17 protein-coding genes are annotated in these 15,884 nt (G+C 68.7%); 6 read left to right on the top strand and 11 right to left on the bottom strand.

The annotated features are described in order from the left end of the window. Window positions 1-5 precede the first annotated feature (5 nt). Together A5744_RS16405 and A5744_RS16410 are read right to left on the bottom strand one after the other, a co-directional pair. A complete protein-coding gene (locus tag A5744_RS16405; RefSeq protein ID WP_076062726.1) occupies window positions 6-644 on the bottom strand; it encodes a PaaI family thioesterase in 639 nt (212 codons plus the stop codon). Continuing rightward, window positions 641-1,939 carry an adenylosuccinate synthase gene (locus tag A5744_RS16410; RefSeq protein ID WP_076062728.1) on the bottom strand — a complete coding sequence of 433 codons (1,299 nt, stop codon included), beginning with the start codon at window positions 1,937-1,939 and terminating at the stop codon, window positions 641-643. The genes A5744_RS16405 and A5744_RS16410 overlap by 4 nt, the downstream gene beginning before the upstream one ends. Before the next feature lie 81 nt (window positions 1,940-2,020). On the opposite strand from A5744_RS16410, the gene A5744_RS16415 reads away from it, so the two are divergent. From A5744_RS16415 to A5744_RS16430, 4 genes are read left to right on the top strand one after another with little or no spacing between them, the layout of a single operon-like run. Next, complete coding sequence (locus A5744_RS16415) at window positions 2,021-2,671, top strand: peptidase M50 (RefSeq protein WP_076062730.1); 651 nt, start codon at window positions 2,021-2,023, stop codon at window positions 2,669-2,671. Between the two features lie 33 nt (window positions 2,672-2,704). After that, window positions 2,705-3,073, top strand: coding sequence for a DoxX family protein (locus A5744_RS16420; RefSeq protein ID WP_076062732.1), 369 nt, complete (start codon window positions 2,705-2,707; stop codon window positions 3,071-3,073). 9 nt (window positions 3,074-3,082) lie between these two features. After that, on the top strand, window positions 3,083-3,862 hold the full coding sequence (locus A5744_RS16425) for a site-2 protease family protein (RefSeq protein WP_076062733.1): 780 nt from the start codon (window positions 3,083-3,085) through the stop codon (window positions 3,860-3,862). A gap of 41 nt (window positions 3,863-3,903) precedes the next feature. Beyond that, window positions 3,904-4,803 carry a cation diffusion facilitator family transporter gene (locus tag A5744_RS16430; RefSeq protein ID WP_076062735.1) on the top strand — a complete coding sequence of 300 codons (900 nt, stop codon included), beginning with the start codon at window positions 3,904-3,906 and terminating at the stop codon, window positions 4,801-4,803. Here the strand turns inward: A5744_RS16430 and A5744_RS16435 are convergent. Next, the gene (locus A5744_RS16435) at window positions 4,800-5,213 is read right to left on the bottom strand and encodes a DUF3151 domain-containing protein (protein ID WP_076062736.1); all 414 of its coding nucleotides are present in this window, start codon (window positions 5,211-5,213) and stop codon (window positions 4,800-4,802) included. The genes A5744_RS16430 and A5744_RS16435 overlap by 4 nt on opposite strands. Before the next feature lie 18 nt (window positions 5,214-5,231). Between A5744_RS16435 and A5744_RS16440 the strand changes: the two genes are divergently transcribed. Beyond that, a complete protein-coding gene (locus tag A5744_RS16440) occupies window positions 5,232-6,092 on the top strand; it encodes a hypothetical protein (RefSeq protein ID WP_076062737.1) in 861 nt (286 codons plus the stop codon). Here the strand turns inward: A5744_RS16440 and fbaA are convergent. Further along, on the bottom strand, window positions 6,089-7,120 hold the full coding sequence (gene fbaA, locus A5744_RS16445; protein ID WP_076062739.1) for a class II fructose-bisphosphate aldolase: 1,032 nt from the start codon (window positions 7,118-7,120) through the stop codon (window positions 6,089-6,091). The genes A5744_RS16440 and fbaA overlap by 4 nt on opposite strands. A gap of 73 nt (window positions 7,121-7,193) precedes the next feature. Here fbaA and A5744_RS16450 point away from each other — a divergent pair, with 73 nt between their 5' ends. Next, on the top strand, window positions 7,194-7,910 hold the full coding sequence (locus tag A5744_RS16450; protein ID WP_076062740.1) for a DedA family protein: 717 nt from the start codon (window positions 7,194-7,196) through the stop codon (window positions 7,908-7,910). On the opposite strand, the gene A5744_RS16455 is transcribed toward A5744_RS16450, so the two are convergent. From A5744_RS16455 to A5744_RS16485, 7 genes are all read right to left on the bottom strand, one after another. Beyond that, on the bottom strand, window positions 7,872-9,821 hold the full coding sequence (locus A5744_RS16455) for an acetoacetate--CoA ligase (RefSeq protein WP_076062742.1): 1,950 nt from the start codon (window positions 9,819-9,821) through the stop codon (window positions 7,872-7,874). The genes A5744_RS16450 and A5744_RS16455 overlap by 39 nt on opposite strands. Then, window positions 9,818-10,960 (bottom strand): glycoside hydrolase family 76 protein, encoded by a 1,143-nt coding sequence (locus tag A5744_RS16460; protein WP_076062744.1) that lies wholly within the window; start codon window positions 10,958-10,960, stop codon window positions 9,818-9,820. The genes A5744_RS16455 and A5744_RS16460 overlap by 4 nt, the downstream gene beginning before the upstream one ends. A gap of 123 nt (window positions 10,961-11,083) precedes the next feature. Then, window positions 11,084-12,964: an MFS transporter gene (locus A5744_RS16465; RefSeq protein ID WP_083679313.1), complete on the bottom strand. Its 1,881-nt coding sequence runs from the start codon at window positions 12,962-12,964 to the stop codon at window positions 11,084-11,086. Window positions 12,965-13,009: 45 nt separating this feature from the next. After that, complete coding sequence (locus A5744_RS16470) at window positions 13,010-13,654, bottom strand: RNA methyltransferase (protein ID WP_076062747.1); 645 nt, start codon at window positions 13,652-13,654, stop codon at window positions 13,010-13,012. After that, window positions 13,651-14,556: a hypothetical protein gene (locus A5744_RS16475; protein ID WP_076062748.1), complete on the bottom strand. Its 906-nt coding sequence runs from the start codon at window positions 14,554-14,556 to the stop codon at window positions 13,651-13,653. The genes A5744_RS16470 and A5744_RS16475 overlap by 4 nt, the downstream gene beginning before the upstream one ends. Before the next feature lie 12 nt (window positions 14,557-14,568). After that, complete coding sequence (gene pyrE / locus A5744_RS16480; RefSeq protein ID WP_076062750.1) at window positions 14,569-15,108, bottom strand: orotate phosphoribosyltransferase; 540 nt, start codon at window positions 15,106-15,108, stop codon at window positions 14,569-14,571. Further along, window positions 15,095-15,868, bottom strand: coding sequence for an SDR family oxidoreductase (locus tag A5744_RS16485; protein WP_076062751.1), 774 nt, complete (start codon window positions 15,866-15,868; stop codon window positions 15,095-15,097). The genes pyrE and A5744_RS16485 overlap by 14 nt, the downstream gene beginning before the upstream one ends. Window positions 15,869-15,884 lie beyond the last annotated feature (16 nt).

Here is a 15,884-nt window from a genome sequence, read left to right on the forward strand (position 1 = left end):
GCTGCTCAGGGCTGGCCCGGCAGCAACCGCACCATCAGGCCGGTGCCTTCGGCCAACACCGCGTCATCGCCGTCGACCAATTCGGCGGACACGAACGCCTTGCGTCCCTCGGTTCTGGTGACGCGACCGCGCACCACCAACGGCGTATCGATCGGGGTGATTTTGCGGTAGTCGACGTGCAGGAAGGCCGTCCGGCTGATCGGCCGTCCCGCGGCGTGCGAAATCATCCCGAACATGTGGTCAAACAGCAGCGGCAGCACACCGCCGTGCACCGCGTGGTTGCCGCCGACGTGGAACCTGGTGAAATAGCCCGTCATTTCGACGCCGTCGGGCGCATACCGCGTCAACGTCCACGGCGGCAGCAGCAGGCTGCCCATGCCGGGCAGGTCGGGCGTGCGCCCGGCCGGCGCCTTGCCTTCGTCGGCTTCGAACGGGCCCAGCAGCTCCACCAGCGCCGCGGCCCGATCGGCCGCGTCGTCCCAGACACCGTCGCCGGGGTCGGCGGACACGGCAAGGTCCTGCAGCCGGCGCATGGACTCCACGAAGCGGCCGAATCCGGCGCCGGGGCTGGCCGGGCCGTATTCGGGAAAGCCGCCGTGATGCTCGTATTCTGGGTCGAGTTCTTTGGGGTCCGCGTCCGTCACGGGCGGGCCGCCAGGATGTCGCGGCGCACGATCGTCTGGTCGCGTCCGGGACCGACGCCGATACACGAAACATGTGCTCCGGCAAGCTCTTCCAGCCGCAACACGTAGTCACGGGCCTTGGCGGGCAGGTCGTCGAACTCGCGCGCTGCCGAGATGTCCTCCCACCAGCCGGGCAGCTCCTCATAGATCGGTTCGGCGCGGTGCAGATCGCTTTGGGTCATCGGCATTTCATGAGTCTCGGTGCCGTCGATCCGGTAGCCGACGCACACCGGCACCGTCTCCAGGCTGGACAGGACGTCGAGTTTGGTCAGGAAGTAGTCGGTGATGCCGTTGACCCGGGTGGCGTAGCGGGCGATGACCGCGTCGAACCAGCCGCAGCGCCGGCGCCGCCCGGTGGTGACACCGAATTCGCCGCCGGTCTTCGAGAGGTATTCGCCGTTCTCGTCGAACAGTTCGGTGGGGAACGGGCCGGAGCCCACCCGGGTGGTGTAGGCCTTGAGGATGCCGAGCACGGTGGTGATCCGCGTCGGGCCGATGCCGGATCCGACGGCCGCACCGCCCGCCGTCGGATTCGACGATGTCACATAGGGATACGTGCCGTGGTCGACGTCGAGCAGCGTGCCCTGCGAGCCCTCCAGCAACACCGTTTCGCCGGCTTCCAACGCGGCGTTGAGCACCAGCCGGGTGTCGGCGATGCGGTGCCGAAATCCGTCGGCCTGGTCCAGCAGGACGTCGACGACGTGGTCCGCCTCCAGCGCCTTGCGGTTGTAGACCTTGACCAGGATCTGGTTCTTGAGTTCCAGCGCCGCCTCGACCTTGTGCGACAACAGCTCCGGGTCGAGCACGTCGGCGACCCGGATTCCCATGCGGGCGATCTTGTCCTGATAGCAGGGCCCGATGCCACGGCCGGTGGTGCCGATCTTCTTGTTGCCCATGTAGCGCTCGGTGACCTTGTCGATGGCGACGTGGTAGGGCATCAGCAGGTGCGCGTCGGCGGAGATCAACAGCTTGGAGGTGTCGACCCCGCGGGCCTCGAGGCCCTTCAGCTCGTCGAGCAGCACACCGGGGTCGACGACCACGCCATTGCCGATCACATTGGTGACGCCCGGCGTCAACACCCCGGACGGGATCAGATGCAGCGCGAAGTTCTCACCGGTCGGCAAGACGACCGTGTGCCCGGCATTGTTGCCACCCTGATAGCGCACCACCCACTGCGCGCGCCCACCAAGCAGGTCGGTGGCCTTACCTTTGCCCTCGTCGCCCCATTGGGCGCCGATGAGGACGATTGCCGGCATGACATGCTCCCACCTGGTCTCGCCTGCTTATTGTGGTCCAGCCGGTGACCTACCCTATCCCAGCGATTTGCGAGGAGTGTCGTGAACACGGCCGATACCACGCCCGGTGTGGCGGTGTTGGTGTTCGGCGACGCGCGGGTGCCCGGGCGGCTCAACGGCCTGCGGATCCGCCGAGCCGACGGCCCGGCCGACTCGGCCGCCATCGACGAGGCGATCGGTCCGCATCGACGGCTGGTGGTGGTCGGTGGCGACGCCGACCTGGCCGCGGTGCTCACCCGGCTGCTGCGGGCGGAACGGCTCGACGTCGAGGTGGCGTACGTGCCGCGCCGGCGCACCGCGGCGACCCGGGTCTACCGGCTGGCGGCCGGACGCCGCGCGGCCCGGCGCGCCCGGCGCGGAACGGCCCGGCGGGTGCCGCTGATCCGCGACGAGACGGGGTCGGCGATCGTGGGCCGGGCCAGCTGGCGACCCGCCGAGGACCGGATTCACGGCGAGGCCGTCGTCGATGACACTGCGCTGTTCGACGGCGACGTCGCCGGCCTGGACATCGAGCCGACGCTGGCGGTCCCGGGCCTGCGGGCCAGGACTCAGGGCGGCCGATGGATCACCGGTCGCGCCGTCCAGCTGGGCAGCACGGGCGTCGTCGTCGTGCGCGACGGTGTTCCGGCGCCCCGGGCCGCGCGCCGGTCGACGTTCTACCGCCACGTCGAGGGCTGGCTGCTGGTCGGGTAGTCACATTTCGGGTCCGCGCGGTGTCGTTGTTGTATGCGTGCTTTCGGTTATTGGACGACGACCGGCCTGCTCGCCGCCGAGTGTTTTGTGGGCGGAGTGATGGGCGCCTTACGCCTGCAACCGTTCAAGGGCGTTGTGACGCATCTGGGCTATCCGCCGTACTTCATGACCATCCTCGGCGTCTGCTACGTGGCGGCAGGCGTCGCACTGCTGGCGCCGCGCCTGCCCCTGGTCAAGGAATGGGCGTACGCGGGCCTGATGTTCATCTACCTCGGCGCGACGGTCTCCCACATCTGGGCCGGCGATGACGCCAAGACGCTGGTGGGTCCTGTCATTCTCGTGGGGCTGGCCGTGGCCTCCTGGGCGCTGCGCCCACAGCGGCGGCGCGTGGTGGTCCGGTAGTTTCGATCGGTGAGCTTTCCCAGGGTGCACGAATCGGTGCGCCCCAGCCCGATCTTCTTGGCCCTGCTCGGATTGACCGCGGTCGGCGGCGTGCTGGCCTGGCTGGCCGGGGCGACCGTGCGGCCGCTGGCCTACGCCGGGGTCTTCACCTTTGTGATCGCCGGCTGGCTGGTGTCGCTGTGCCTGCACGAATTCGGGCACGCGCTGACCGCCTGGCGCTTCGGGGACCACGACGCCGCGGTGCGCGGCTATCTGACACTGGATCCGCGGCGCTACAGCCATCCCGGGCTGTCGCTGCTGCTGCCGATGGTGTTCATCGCCCTGGGCGGGATCGGCCTGCCGGGCGCCGCGGTGTACCTGCGGACCGGGTTCATGACACCCACGCGGCGCACCCTGGTCAGCCTGGCGGGCCCGGCGGCCAACCTACTGCTGGCGATCCTCCTGCTGACGCTCACCCGGTTGTTCTTGGACCCGAACCATGTGGTGCTGTGGGCCGGCGTCGCGTTCCTCGGCTTCCTGCAGATCATGGCCGTCGTGCTGAATCTGCTGCCGATCCCGGGCCTGGACGGCTACGACGCCCTGGAGCCACACCTGAGCCCCGAGACCCAGCGCGCGGTGGCACCCGCCAAGCAGTGGGGAATCTTCATCCTGCTGTTCGTGCTCCTGGCGCCGGTGCTGAACCAATGGCTCTTCGGGATCGTGGGTTGGCTGTTCGATCTCTCGGGCGTGCCCCACATGCTGGCGGCCGCCGGCAACTCCCTTACCCGGTTCTGGAGCCGCTGGTTCTGACGCTTGCAATACATGCGCTAACACGCATATATTGCATTTCCATGGGCGCCGGCCACAACCACACCCCTGCCGAGGCCGACGCGTCGCGGATGATCCCCCGCATGATCATGGCCGCGGCAATTCTGGCGGCCTTCTTTGTCGTGGAGTTGACCACGTCGCTGCTGATCAATTCGATCGCGTTGCTGGCGGACGCCGGCCACATGCTCACCGACGTGGTGGCCGTGTTCATGGGCCTGGCCGCCGTCATGCTGGCCCGGCGCGGCAGTTCGTCGCCGGCGCGCACGTACGGCTGGCATCGCGCCGAGGTATTCACCGCGGTCGCCAACGCCGGGCTGCTGATCGGCGTCGCGCTGTTCATCCTCTGGGAGGCCGTCCGCCGGCTGCGGGACGCGCCGTCGATCCCCGGCGTGCCGATGATCGTGGTCGCGCTGGCCGGCCTGGCCGCCAACTTCGTCGTGGCGCTGCTGTTGCGGTCCCACTCGTCGCAGAGCCTGGCCGTGCGGGGCGCCTACATGGAGGTCGTCGCCGACACTGTCGGCAGCCTGGGCGTCCTGATCGCCGGCGTGGTCACCGTCACCACGCACTGGCCGTACGCCGACGTGGTGGTCGCCGTGTTGGTCGCGCTGTGGGTGCTGCCCCGCGCCATCTCCCTGGCCCGCGACGCGCTCCGGATCCTGTCCGAATCGTCGCCGGTCCACATCGACGTCGAGGAGCTGCGTTCGGCCCTGCACGCCGTCGACGGCGTGACCGAAGTGCACGACCTGCACGTGTGGACGCTTTCGCCCGGCAAGGACATGTGCACCGCGCACTTGACCAGCACCGCCGACTCGGCCCGGGTGCTACAGGACGCGCGAGCGGTGTTGTCCGCGCGCGGGCTGCACCACGCCACGGTTCAGATCGACGGCCCGGGCGGCAACGGCGACTGCTCGGACGGCTGCTAGAGCCCGAGCGCCGCGCGGGCGGTGGGATCGCAGTCGTCGAGCAGATCGAGGCAACGCGCGTACTCGTCGGTCTCGCCGATCGCGTCGGCGGCGCGCGCCAGCGCCGCCACACATCGCAGGAAGCCCCGGTTGGGCTCGTGCGAATACGGCACCGGCCCGAAACCCTTCCAGCCGTTGCGGCGCAGCTGATCCAGGCCCCGGTGATAACCCGTCCGCGCATACGCGTAGGCCGTGATGGCCTTGTCGTCCGCCAGCGCCTCCTCGGCCAGCACCGCCCAGGCCACCGACGCCGACGGATGCGCGGCGGCGACGATGCCCGGGTTCTCCTTGGCGAGCAGCGCGGCCTCGGCATCGCTGTCAGGAGGCAACAGAATTGGATCAGGTCCCAGAAGATCACCCATCGGCGTCATGTCGTCTATTCTGCCGTCATGGCCAACGCACCCGAGCCCGACCGCGGCGGCGCGCCGAACCGGCCTGGGTCCGAGCCGCCGGAATCCCGGAGCGACCCGGCCGACGAGTGGGCCGCGGAGCCCGGCGAAGAGCAACCCGAGGGCCAGCCCCTGATTCCCAACGACGCCGAGACCGAGACCGTGGTGATCAACAAACCCGACCCGGCCGGCGACCCGGAGAATCCGGAGGGCCAGCAGCGCGAACGTCGTTTCACCGCACCGGGATTCGACGCGAAAGAGACAGCGATCATCGCCACCACCTCCGAGCCCGCCACCGAGGTCTTCGCATCGCCGCCGACGACCCCGGTGACAACTCCCCCCGCCGGCCCGCCGCCGAAATCGGCTGTACCACAATCAATTCCACCGCGCGACGGGGAAAAGGTCCGGACATCAAGGCAATTCAACTGGGGATTGGTGCTGGCGCTGATCGTCGTGGTGTTGGCGTTGGCGGCGATCGCGATCCTGGGCACGGTGCTGCTGACCCGCAGCAAGCACTTGAAGGTCTCGCCGGAGGATCAGGTCCGCCACACCATCCAGGACTTCGACGTCGCCGTGCAGCGGGGCGATCTGACGGCGCTGCGCAGCATCACGTGCGGCACCACCCGCGACGGGTATGTGGACTACGACGAGCACGCGTGGGCCGAGACCTACCAGCGCGTCTCGGCGGCCAAGCAATATCCGGTGATCGCCAGCATCGACCAGGTGGTGGTCAACGGCCAACACGCCGAGGCGAACGTCACCACCTTCATGGCCTACGACCCGCAGGTGCGGTCGACCCGCAGCCTGGACCTGCAATACCGCGACGACAAGTGGGAGATCTGCCAGTCCCCCAGCGGCTAGCTGACGGACTTCCCGGCGCAGTGCAGGTCGTTGCAGGCCTCGATGACCCGCTCGGTCATCGCGGCTTCGGCCTTCTTTAGGTAGCTGCGCGGGTCGTAGACCTTCTTGCTGCCCACTTCGCCGTCGACCTTGAGGACGCCGTCGTAGTTGGTGAACATGTGCCCGGCAATCGGGCGGGTGAACGCGTACTGGGTGTCGGTGTCGACGTTCATCTTCACCACGCCGTAGCGCAGCGCCTCCTCGATCTCGGACTTCTCCGAGCCCGAGCCGCCGTGGAAGACGAAGTCGAACGGCTTGGCGTCCTCGGCTAACCCGAGCTTGGCCGCCGCCACCTTCTGCCCCTGGGCCAGGATGTCGGGGCGGAGCTTCACATTGCCCGGCTTGTACACGCCGTGCACGTTGCCGAAGGTCGCGGCCAGCAGGTACTTGCCGTGCTCGCCGTGGCCCAGCGCGTCGATGGTCTTCTCGAAGTCGTCCGGGGTGGTGTAGAGCTTGTCGTTGATCTCGTTGGCCACACCGTCCTCTTCGCCGCCCACCACGCCGATCTCGATCTCGAGGATGATCTTGGCGGCCGCGGCCTCTTTGAGCAGCCCCTGCGCGATTTCCAGGTTCTCGTTGATCGGCACCGCGGAGCCGTCCCACATGTGTGACTGGAAGAGCGGGTCCTTGCCGGCGGCCACCCGCTTGGCCGAGATCGCCAGCAGCGGCCGCACGTACGTGTCCAGCTTGTCCTTCGGGCAGTGATCGGTGTGCAACGCGACATTGATCGGGTATTTGGCAGCGATGCTGCGAGTGAACTTGGCCAGCGCCACCGCGCCGCTGACCATGTCTTTCACCCCGAGCCCCGACGCGAACTCCGCGCCTCCGGTAGAGAACTGGATTATGCCGTCACTGCCCGCGTCGGCGAAGCCTTTGATGGCGGCATTGACGGTCTCCGAGGAGGTGCAGTTGATGGCCGGGAACGCGTACGAGTTCTCCTTGGCACGGCCCAGCATTTCGGCGTAGACCTCGGGCGTTGCGATAGGCATGCGGTAAGTATCGCAACCACGCGTCGGGCGTTGTTTCCCGGCCCGCAAGGCAACGACGGTATGTTGAACCACCATGCGCACCGCCGTCACGGCCCTGCCGGACATCCTCGACCCGATGTACTGGCTGGGCGCCAACGGCGTCTTCGGGTCCGCGGTGCTGCCCGGGATCCTGATCATCGTCTTCATCGAGACCGGATTGCTGTTCCCGCTGCTGCCCGGGGAATCGCTGTTGTTCACCGGTGGGCTGCTCGCCGCGCACCCGAACCCGCCTGCCAGCATCTGGGTGCTGGCGCCCGCGGTCGCGCTGGTCGCGATCCTGGGCGATCAATGCGGGTATTTCATCGGGCGGCGGATCGGGCCGGCGCTGTTCAAGAAGGAAGACTCCCGGTTCTTCAAGAAGCATTACGTGACGGAGTCGCACGCATTCTTCGAGAAGTACGGGCCGTGGGCGATCATCCTGGCCCGCTTCGCGCCGTTCGTGCGGACCTTCGTGCCGGTGGTCGCCGGGGTGTCGTACATGCGCTACCCGGTGTTCCTCGGGTTCGACATCGTCGGCGGCATCGCCTGGGGCGGCGGCGCGACGCTGGCGGGCTACTTCCTGGGAACGGTGCCGTTCGTCCACCAGAACCTGGAAAAGATCATCCTCGCCATCCTGTTCGTGTCGCTGATGCCGGCATTCATCGCCGCGTGGCGCGGCTACCGGGGGCGCCGCCGCGCCGGAAAGCAGCCCGCGGCCGAGCAGGAACCCGAGTCAGACCCGACTCCGCCGGTACGCAACGAAAGCGTCTAGCAGTTCCGGCCTGTCGACCGAACTGCGCTGCACGGCCTCACCTGGTGCCGCCCCGAGCAGGATCCGTTTGATCGGGATTTCCAAGCGTTTGCCGGTCAACGTCCGCGGGATACCGGCAACCGCGAGGACGGCATCCGGCACGTGCCGCGGTGAGGCGTGCCGACGGATCTCGCCGACGATGCGCGACTTCAACTCCTCGTCGAGTTCGACACCGTCCGTCAGCTCCACGAACAGCGGCATCCAATAGCCGCCGTCGTCCTGCTCGACGCCGACCACCAGGCAGTCGCGCACCTCGGGCAGGCCCTCCACCGCGCTGTAGATCTCGGTGCTGCCCATCCGGACACCCAACCGATTGAGCGTGGCATCCGAACGGCCATGCACCACAACCGATTCCCGGTCGGTGATGGTGATCCAGTCGCCGTGACACCACACGCCCGGGTACTTGTCGAAGTACGCGGCGCGGTAACGGCTGCCGTCGTCGTCGTTCCAGAAACAGACGGGCATCGACGGCATCGGTTGCGTGAGCACGAGTTCGCCCTCTTCGCCGATCACCGGATGTCCGTCGGCCGACCAGGATTCGACGGCCGCGCCCAGGCAAATGCACGACAGCTCGCCGGCTACCACCGGCAGAATCGGGCAACCGCCGAGGAACGCCGTGCACACGTCGGTGCCACCGCTCATCGAGATCACCGGAACGCACCGGCCGAGTCCCTCTTGTACCCAACGGAATCCGGACGCCGGCAGCGGTGAACCCGTCGAACCCACCGCGCGCAGGGCGTCCAGCGGATACGACGCACCGGGCTTCAGCCTTTCCTTGGCGCAGGCCAACAGGTAGCCGGCCCCGGTGCCGAGGAACGTGACACCGGCCTGGGCGGCGACCCGCCAGAGGCCGTCGGTCGTCGGATGGGTCGGGCTGCCGTCGTAGAGCACGATGGTTGTGTCGACCAGCAGACCGGACAGCTGAATGTTCCACATCGCCCAGCTGGTCGACGAGTACCACAGGTACCGGTCGCCGGGGTGCAGGTCCAGCTGCAGGCTCAGATATTTCAGGTGCTCGAGCAGCACGCCGCCGTGGCCGTGCACGATGCCCTTCGGCTTGCCGGTTGTGCCCGACGAGAACAGCACCCACAGCGGGTGCGCGAACGGGACCGCCGTGGTCTCCAGGGCGGCTTCCGCCCGGACGGCCGCGCCCCACGGCGTCACGCCGTCGGGGTCCACGTCGAGCCCGAGCCGCGGCACCACCACGGTGACCCGCAGGGTCGGCAGAGCCCGCCGGATCATGGTCAGCTCGTCGCGGCGATCGATGCGCTTGCCGTGGTAGCGCGAGCCGTCGCTGGCCACCAGCACGGCCGGCTCCAGTTGGCCCAGCCTGGCGACGACACCGTCGACGGCCAGGTCCTGATTGCACACCGCCCAGATCGCGCCCACGCTGGCCGCGGCGAGGGCGGCGACGACGGCTTCGGCGACGTTGGGCAGATACCCGACGACGGCGTCGCCGGCCCCGACGCCCAGGCCCTTCAGGTAGGCCGCGAACGACGCCGTCTCCCGCTCCAGCCGGGCCCACGACCACTCGCTCGAGCCGTCCTCGCCGACGACGATCAGGGCGGGTCGCTCGGCGGTGGCGTGCCGGAATACCTCGGCGGCGTAGTTGAGCGTGGCGCCCGGAAACCACTCGGTGCCCGGCATGGCACGGTTGCCCAGCACCGAGCGGGGTGGGCTGGCCGCCTGGACGTCGAAATAGGTGAAGACCGCGTCCCAGAACCATTCGATGTCGGCCACCGACTTGGCCCACAGCGCGTGGTAGTCCGCGAATTCGCCGCGTCCGGTCTCGGCGAGCCAGCGCAGGAAACGGGTGAGGTTGGCTTGCGCCAGCGTTGCCTGGTCGGGGATCCAGTCGCCGGGTTCGGTCATGTCGCGCCGGACGCCGTCACGGCGGTGACGTTACAGGCGGCCTCCATCAGCATCCACCCGGACAACTGCACAGACAGGTCGCGCTCGGCAACTTCGGATTCCATCACCGCGCCCGCGACGAATTGCGCCGCGTGGCCGCCGGCGGTGGGCAATTGCGCGTCGCGGTCCCAGAACGGCCCGAAGACCGGCAGCCCGTTCACCGTTTGCCGGTAGTCCCATGCGGATTTCGCGCTGGCCAGCACCAATGCGCGTGCGGTGTCGCGGGCCACCGCGTCGTCGGCGGAGTCGCCCGGCAGCGCGGTGGCCACCAGCGCGAGGTAGCGGGCGGTGATGCCGGCGAACAGTCCGCCGTCCCCGCCGCCGGCGCCCTTGAGCACCCCCGACGTCGCCATGTGCTCGTCGACGGCCGCGACCAGGCGGTGCACCCGCGCCTGGTGCCGGGCCCTGGCTTCCGCGCCGGTACGCGACGCCAGCTCGGTTTCCAGCCCGAGCACCACGCCCTGGCAGTAGGTGTACTGCGCGCGTACCAGCGACCCGGCCTTAATGCCGTCGAACACCAGGTGCGTCTCCGGGTCGATCAGTGTGGTGTCGATCCAGTCGCCCATCTGCTCGGCACGTTTCAGGACGTCGGGATGGCTGTCGGAGTAGCGGGCCAGGAAGAGCCCCGCCGGTCCATTGGCGGGCGCGTTGAAGAATTGGTCTTGCTTGCGCCATGGGATGCCACCGCCGTCCTCGGGCACCCACGCCGTGACGAACTGGTTGGCCAGCTTGGGCAACGCGAGGTGGCGTTCGACGCCCGCGATCCGCGCCGCCCGTTCCAGCGCCAGCGCCAGCCACGCCATGTCGTCGTAATAGCTGTTGGTCCAGCGAAAGTTGTTGCGCAGCCGGTGTGAGCGCACCTGGCGGTTGATCTCGGTGCGCCGCTGTGGCCGCGGATCCCGCAGCTGCGCATCGACGAGGCAATCCAGCAGATGCGCCTGCCACCAGTAGTGCCAGGTGCCGAACAAGCGGTCCTTGCGGGTCGACGGCCAGGCGACGACTCCGAGCTGGGTGCCCGGCAACGCCCACAGCCGTTTCAGGTGTCGTTGTGCGATCGCGGCTTCGGAGCTGGCCGCCCGGTTCGCCCATAGCTGGTCCATACCGTCCGATCCTGCCTCAAGCCGCGCCCGCCTCGTCGAGTGTGCGCTGACGGCTTGGAGTGTGCGTACACGGCGGCGACACGCCGACAAATTCCGCCCTCAGTGCACACTCGATGCGGGAGATCAGATGCGCCCAGGAACACCCACTAGCTTGCCACCTACGAATTCGCAGTCGGGGGCGTTGGCCAGTTGGTTGAGGGAACCCGGCCGGTAGTGCACGGCTTGTGGTTTTGTGTGGGCGACGCAGTTCCAGACAACCCCGGTGTTCGATCGCGATCCTGGCGATGTCGCGGCCATCATGGCGATGGCAATCAGCGCAATGCCCAGTGCGGCCCCAAGCAGCTTGGCGTCCAATCTGATTGGACTGCGCGGACCGGGGCGAGATTCCGGCGGCGGGTCCGCGCTCAGGTGGCTCAATTGTGCTGACAGGTAGCGGTTTTCGGCTTCCAGCCGCCCGATCTTCCGTTCGAGATCGGCGATGATCCCGACCGTGACTCGTTCGGTACCGTCGCCGGTGTCGCGGTCGTGGGGTTCGGTCACGGGTTCGCGACGCAACAGCAGCACAGTAATCACCGCGCCAGCCAGGAACAGCCCGCAACTGACGCCGAACGCGACGGTGTAGCCGTGTACTGCGGCGGCGGGTCGCAGAGCGGGGCTCGGCGGCCGATGGCTGGTCATGTAGCGGGTCATCGCCGACGCGAAAATTGTTGACAGAGCTGCAGTTCCAATGGCACCGCCGATCTGCTGGCTGGTGTTCACCATCGCCGACGCGACCCCGGCATCGGGTCCGGCGACACCTGCTGTCGCCGTGGCGATCGCCGGTGCGAACGTCAACCCCATGCCTACTCCCAGGGCCAGAAGCGGGCCAAACACGTTGCCCGCGTAGGTGGAATGGACGTCGAGGTGGGCCAGCCAGAACATGCCGCCGGCGGCGATCAGCATCCCGGGCGGAATCACCCGACGGGGACCCAGCCTCGGAATCAATCGCGCGTTGGCCAGACCGGCCGCCACCGCGATACCACCGGCCAGCGGCAGGAATGCCACGCCGGTCTTCAGCGGGCTGTAGCCGAGGTTTTGCTGGGCATAGTAGGTCAGGAACAAGAAGGCGCTGAACATGCTGCAAAAGGCGATCATGATGGCCAGGTATGCGCCAATGCGGTTGCGGTCCATGACAATCCGCAGCGGCAGCAGCGGGGCGTCGGCCCGCGCCTCGATCACCGCGAAGGCGGCCAGCAGCAGGCCGCTGCCGATGAACATCACGACGGTCAGCGGCGCGCTCCAGCTGTGTGTTTCGGCGTTGGACAGGCCGTAAACCAGACAGAACAAGCCCCCGGAAGCGGTGATGACGCCGAGCCAGTCGAGCCGGGCCAGGCTGCCGCGGTGATCTTTCGCCGCCACCAACGCCAGCACCCCCGCGGCGGCGCCCACCGCGAAAACCAAGTTCACGTACAGACACCACCGCCACGACAGCCACTCGGTGAGCGCGCCGCCGAGCAACAGACCCACGACGGCGCCGCCGCCGGCGATCGCGCCGTACACGGCGAACGCCTTGCCGCGCTCTTTGGTGTCGGTGAAGACGACGTTGAGGGTGGACAGGGCCGCCGGGGCCAGCACCGCCGCGAAGGCGCCTTGGAATGCGCGCGCGCCGGCCAGCACCGCGAAACTGGCCGCCGCGCCGCCGACCGCAGATGCGGCGGCGAATCCGGCCAGGCCGATCAGCAACGTCCGGCGGCGCCCGAAGATGTCCGAGAGCCGTCCGCCCAGTAGCAACAGGCTGCCGAACGCCAGCGAATAGGCGGTGATGATCCATTGCCGGCTTTCGACGCCGAAATGCAGGGACGCCTGCGCCGAGGGCAACGCGATGTTGACGATTGTGGTGTCCAGCACCACCATCAACTGGGCGATGCCGATGACCGCCAGGACCAGCCATGGGTGCTGTCCGCGCGGCCGCTGCTCACGGCCAGCGGCGCTGCCGGGAATGTCGGTTTGGGTGCTCACTGCCATGAAGTTCTGGTACCCGCTGAGGCGCGATCGAAAGCCGCGGCGCCGTTACCAGGCGCGGCTCAGGTCCGCGTGCTGCCGGATCCACGCGTGCATCGCGATCCCGGCGGCTACGCCGGCGTTTATGCTGCGCGTCGAGCCGAACTGGGCGATGGACACCGTGATCGCCGCACCGGTCCGGGTGTCGCCGGTGATGCCGGGCCCCTCCTGGCCGAATACCAGCAGGCACTCGCGCGGCAGCGCCGTCTCCTCCAGGCGCGCCGCGCCGGGAACGTTGTCCACCGCGACGACGGTCAGACCCGCGTCGGCGGCGAAGTCCAGCAGTTCGGCGGTGCTGTCGTGATGGCACAGCCGCTGGTAACGATCGGTCACCATGGCGCCGCGGCGATTCCAGCGCCGCCGCCCGACGATGTGCACCGTGTGCACGGCGAATGCGTTGGCCGTGCGCACCACCGAGCCGATGTTGGCGTCGTGGCCGAAGTTCTCGATCGCCACGTGCAGCGGCTGGCGGCGCGTATCGATGTCGGCGATGATCGCTTCCCGCGTCCAGTAGCGGTAGGCATCGACGACGTTGCGTGTATCGCCGTCGCGCAACAGGTTTGGGTCATAGCGCGGGTCGTCGGGAAAATCGCCCTCCCAGGACCCGACGCCCCCGGCCGGTACGCCCCATTCGGTCGGTCCGGGTCCGGTCATTTCTGTGTCCACACCCCGGCGTGGGTGCCGTCGACCGCGACGGTCGCGTAGAGCAGCGCCTCGTTGATCTCGCCCTGGGTGCACAGCGACGCGTTGACGTGCACCGCGTCCAGCGACGCGTCGGGAAGGATCAGCACCGACGACCCGTACGCCGCGCAGGCCGGATTCAATCCCGGCCCGGGCAGAGTCGGCGAGGAGAGCAACATCAACGGACCGCCGCGCTTGGCCGAGTCGTCTCGATACCGGGCCGCGACGGAGTCGGCTTCCAGCCCCAGCAGCATGTAGCCGTTGCCGCTGAACGCCCCCGCATCGCCCAACTGCGCCTTGGTGACCGGGGTTCCGTCGGCGCGCCACGCCGATAGGCTGGTGGTCTTGACGACCAGGCCGGTGTCGTTGGCGTTGGTCGGCATCATCCCCACCGGAAAGGCCGCCGGATAGGCCGCCGATGTGTTCGGGATCCGGTCCCGCGGCGAATAGCTGTAGATCCCGCGGACCTGACTGTGATCCTTGAGCGGGCCGAGGCACACCGTGCCGGTCAGCCGGTCGGCGGGCGCCGACAACGGAGATCCGAGGTCGTGCACGGTGGTCGCCGCGGCGTCGCAACTGCCGAGCCCGGACGCCTCGATGGGATGCGCCAACGCGCCGTACAGCCCGAAGCGGATGTCCTCGGCCTTGGCGTGCGGCGCGTGTGGGTCCTTGGACGCCACGGCGGCCGAGACGTCGACCAGCACGTAGTCGCCGTCCCAGCGCAGGTTCGACACTGACGTGTTCCAGCCGAGCAGCGCCAGCGATTCGCCGAGCCGCGCGCCCAGGGCGCCGTACGGGTTGACGGGATGGGCGGACCCCGAGCAGCCGAGCAGGCAAACCGCCAGACAGGCGAACACCGTGATGAAGCTGCGCATACGGCCCGCGGCCTACCCCAGCCCCAGGTCGGCGAGGCCCAGCACGCTGCGGTACGACAGGCCCTCGGCCTCGATGGCCTCGGCGGCGCCGGTGGCGCGGTCCACCACGGTGGCCACGCCTATGACGTCGCCGCCCGCGTCCTGCACGGCGCGCACGGCTGTCAGCGCCGACGCGCCGGTGGTGCTGGTGTCCTCGACCACCAGCACGCGCTGGCCGGCGACCTCCGACCCCTCGATAAGGCGTTGCAGGCCATGGGTTTTCGCCGACTTGCGCACGACGAACGCGTCGATCGGCCGGCCCGGCGCATGCATGATGGCCGTCGCCACCGGGTCGGCGCCCAGTGTCAGGCCGCCGACGACCGCGTAGTCCCAGTCGTGGGTGAGCTCGCGCATCAGCCTGCCGATCAGTGCGGAGGCCCGGTGGTGCAGGGTGGCGCGGCGCAGGTCGACGTAGTAGTCGGCCTCCTTGCCCGACGACAGCGTCACCCGTCCGTGCACCACCGACAGCCGTCGCACGAGCTCCGCCAGCTCCGCGCGATCAGGTTCGCCCACTGCCGCCTCCAGCTCGCTGGGCCACTAACCGCAGCAGGCCCCGCGGCATCATCCGTCCGGCGGTGATAATCCCCTTGTATTGCAGCCCCGGAATGCTGAGCACCTTGCCGCGGGCGATATCGGCCAGGCTCTGACTGACGACGTCGTCGACCTCGAGCCACATGAACGACGGCACACCCGTCATGTCCATCCCTGCCCGGGAGTGGAATTCGGTGTGCACGAACCCGGGGCACACGGCGTGCACACCGACGCCGGTGCCGCGCAAATCGGCGGCCAGGCCCTCGCTGAACGAGACCACCCACGACTTGGATGCCGAATAGGTTGGCGCCCGGCCGGGCACCAGGCCGGCCACGCTCGCGATGTTGATGACGGTGCCGGTGCCGGCGTCGAGCATGGCCGGCAGGGCGGCGCGGGTGAGGTGCATGACCGCGGCGACGTTGACCTCGAGCTGCGCCTGCAGCAGCGCGGGATCCGTTGCCCAGAATTGATCGGAGGTGCCGAATCCCGCGTTGTTCACCAGGACTCGCACACCGGCGGCAAGCCGCTCGGCGACCTTGTCGCGCCCGGCGCGATCCGCGAGGTCCGCGGGCAGAACCTCGACGCCGCCCGCCTCTCCCTTCAGCTCCCCCGCCAATTCGTTCAACCGGTCGACGTCGCGGGCAACCAGAACCAGGTCGTAACCGTCCCGTGCGTACCGTCGCGCGTAGCCGGCGCCGATCCCGGATGTGGGCCCGGTGATCAGGGCGACGGGGCGCGGCATGAGCGACAGTGTACTG

It is taken from the genome of Mycobacterium sp. IS-1264 (genome assembly GCF_001954195.1).
In the GTDB taxonomy this organism is placed as follows: Bacteria; Actinomycetota; Actinomycetes; order Mycobacteriales; family Mycobacteriaceae; genus Mycobacterium.

Excerpts from the sequence above, each read along its gene's own strand:
- A5744_RS16485 (WP_076062751.1), bottom strand. The coding sequence starts at position 15,868 with ATGCCGCGCCCCGTCGCCCTGATCACCGGGCCCACATCCGGGATCGGC.
- A5744_RS16410 (WP_076062728.1), bottom strand. The coding sequence starts at position 1,939 with ATGCCGGCAATCGTCCTCATCGGCGCCCAATGGGGCGACGAGGGCAAA.
- A5744_RS16430 (WP_076062735.1), top strand. The coding sequence starts at position 3,904 with ATGGGCGCCGGCCACAACCACACCCCTGCCGAGGCCGACGCGTCGCGG.
- A5744_RS16470 (WP_076062747.1), bottom strand. The coding sequence starts at position 13,654 with ATGACCGGACCCGGACCGACCGAATGGGGCGTACCGGCCGGGGGCGTC.
- A5744_RS16460 (WP_076062744.1), bottom strand. The coding sequence starts at position 10,960 with ATGGACCAGCTATGGGCGAACCGGGCGGCCAGCTCCGAAGCCGCGATC.
- fbaA (WP_076062739.1), bottom strand. The coding sequence starts at position 7,120 with ATGCCTATCGCAACGCCCGAGGTCTACGCCGAAATGCTGGGCCGTGCC.
- A5744_RS16440 (WP_076062737.1), top strand. The coding sequence starts at position 5,232 with ATGGCCAACGCACCCGAGCCCGACCGCGGCGGCGCGCCGAACCGGCCT.
- A5744_RS16450 (WP_076062740.1), top strand. The coding sequence starts at position 7,194 with ATGCGCACCGCCGTCACGGCCCTGCCGGACATCCTCGACCCGATGTAC.
- A5744_RS16455 (WP_076062742.1), bottom strand. The coding sequence starts at position 9,821 with ATGACCGAACCCGGCGACTGGATCCCCGACCAGGCAACGCTGGCGCAA.
- A5744_RS16420 (WP_076062732.1), top strand. The coding sequence starts at position 2,705 with ATGCGTGCTTTCGGTTATTGGACGACGACCGGCCTGCTCGCCGCCGAG.
- A5744_RS16465 (WP_083679313.1), bottom strand. The coding sequence starts at position 12,964 with ATGGCAGTGAGCACCCAAACCGACATTCCCGGCAGCGCCGCTGGCCGT.
- A5744_RS16475 (WP_076062748.1), bottom strand. The coding sequence starts at position 14,556 with ATGCGCAGCTTCATCACGGTGTTCGCCTGTCTGGCGGTTTGCCTGCTC.
- A5744_RS16435 (WP_076062736.1), bottom strand. The coding sequence starts at position 5,213 with ATGACGCCGATGGGTGATCTTCTGGGACCTGATCCAATTCTGTTGCCT.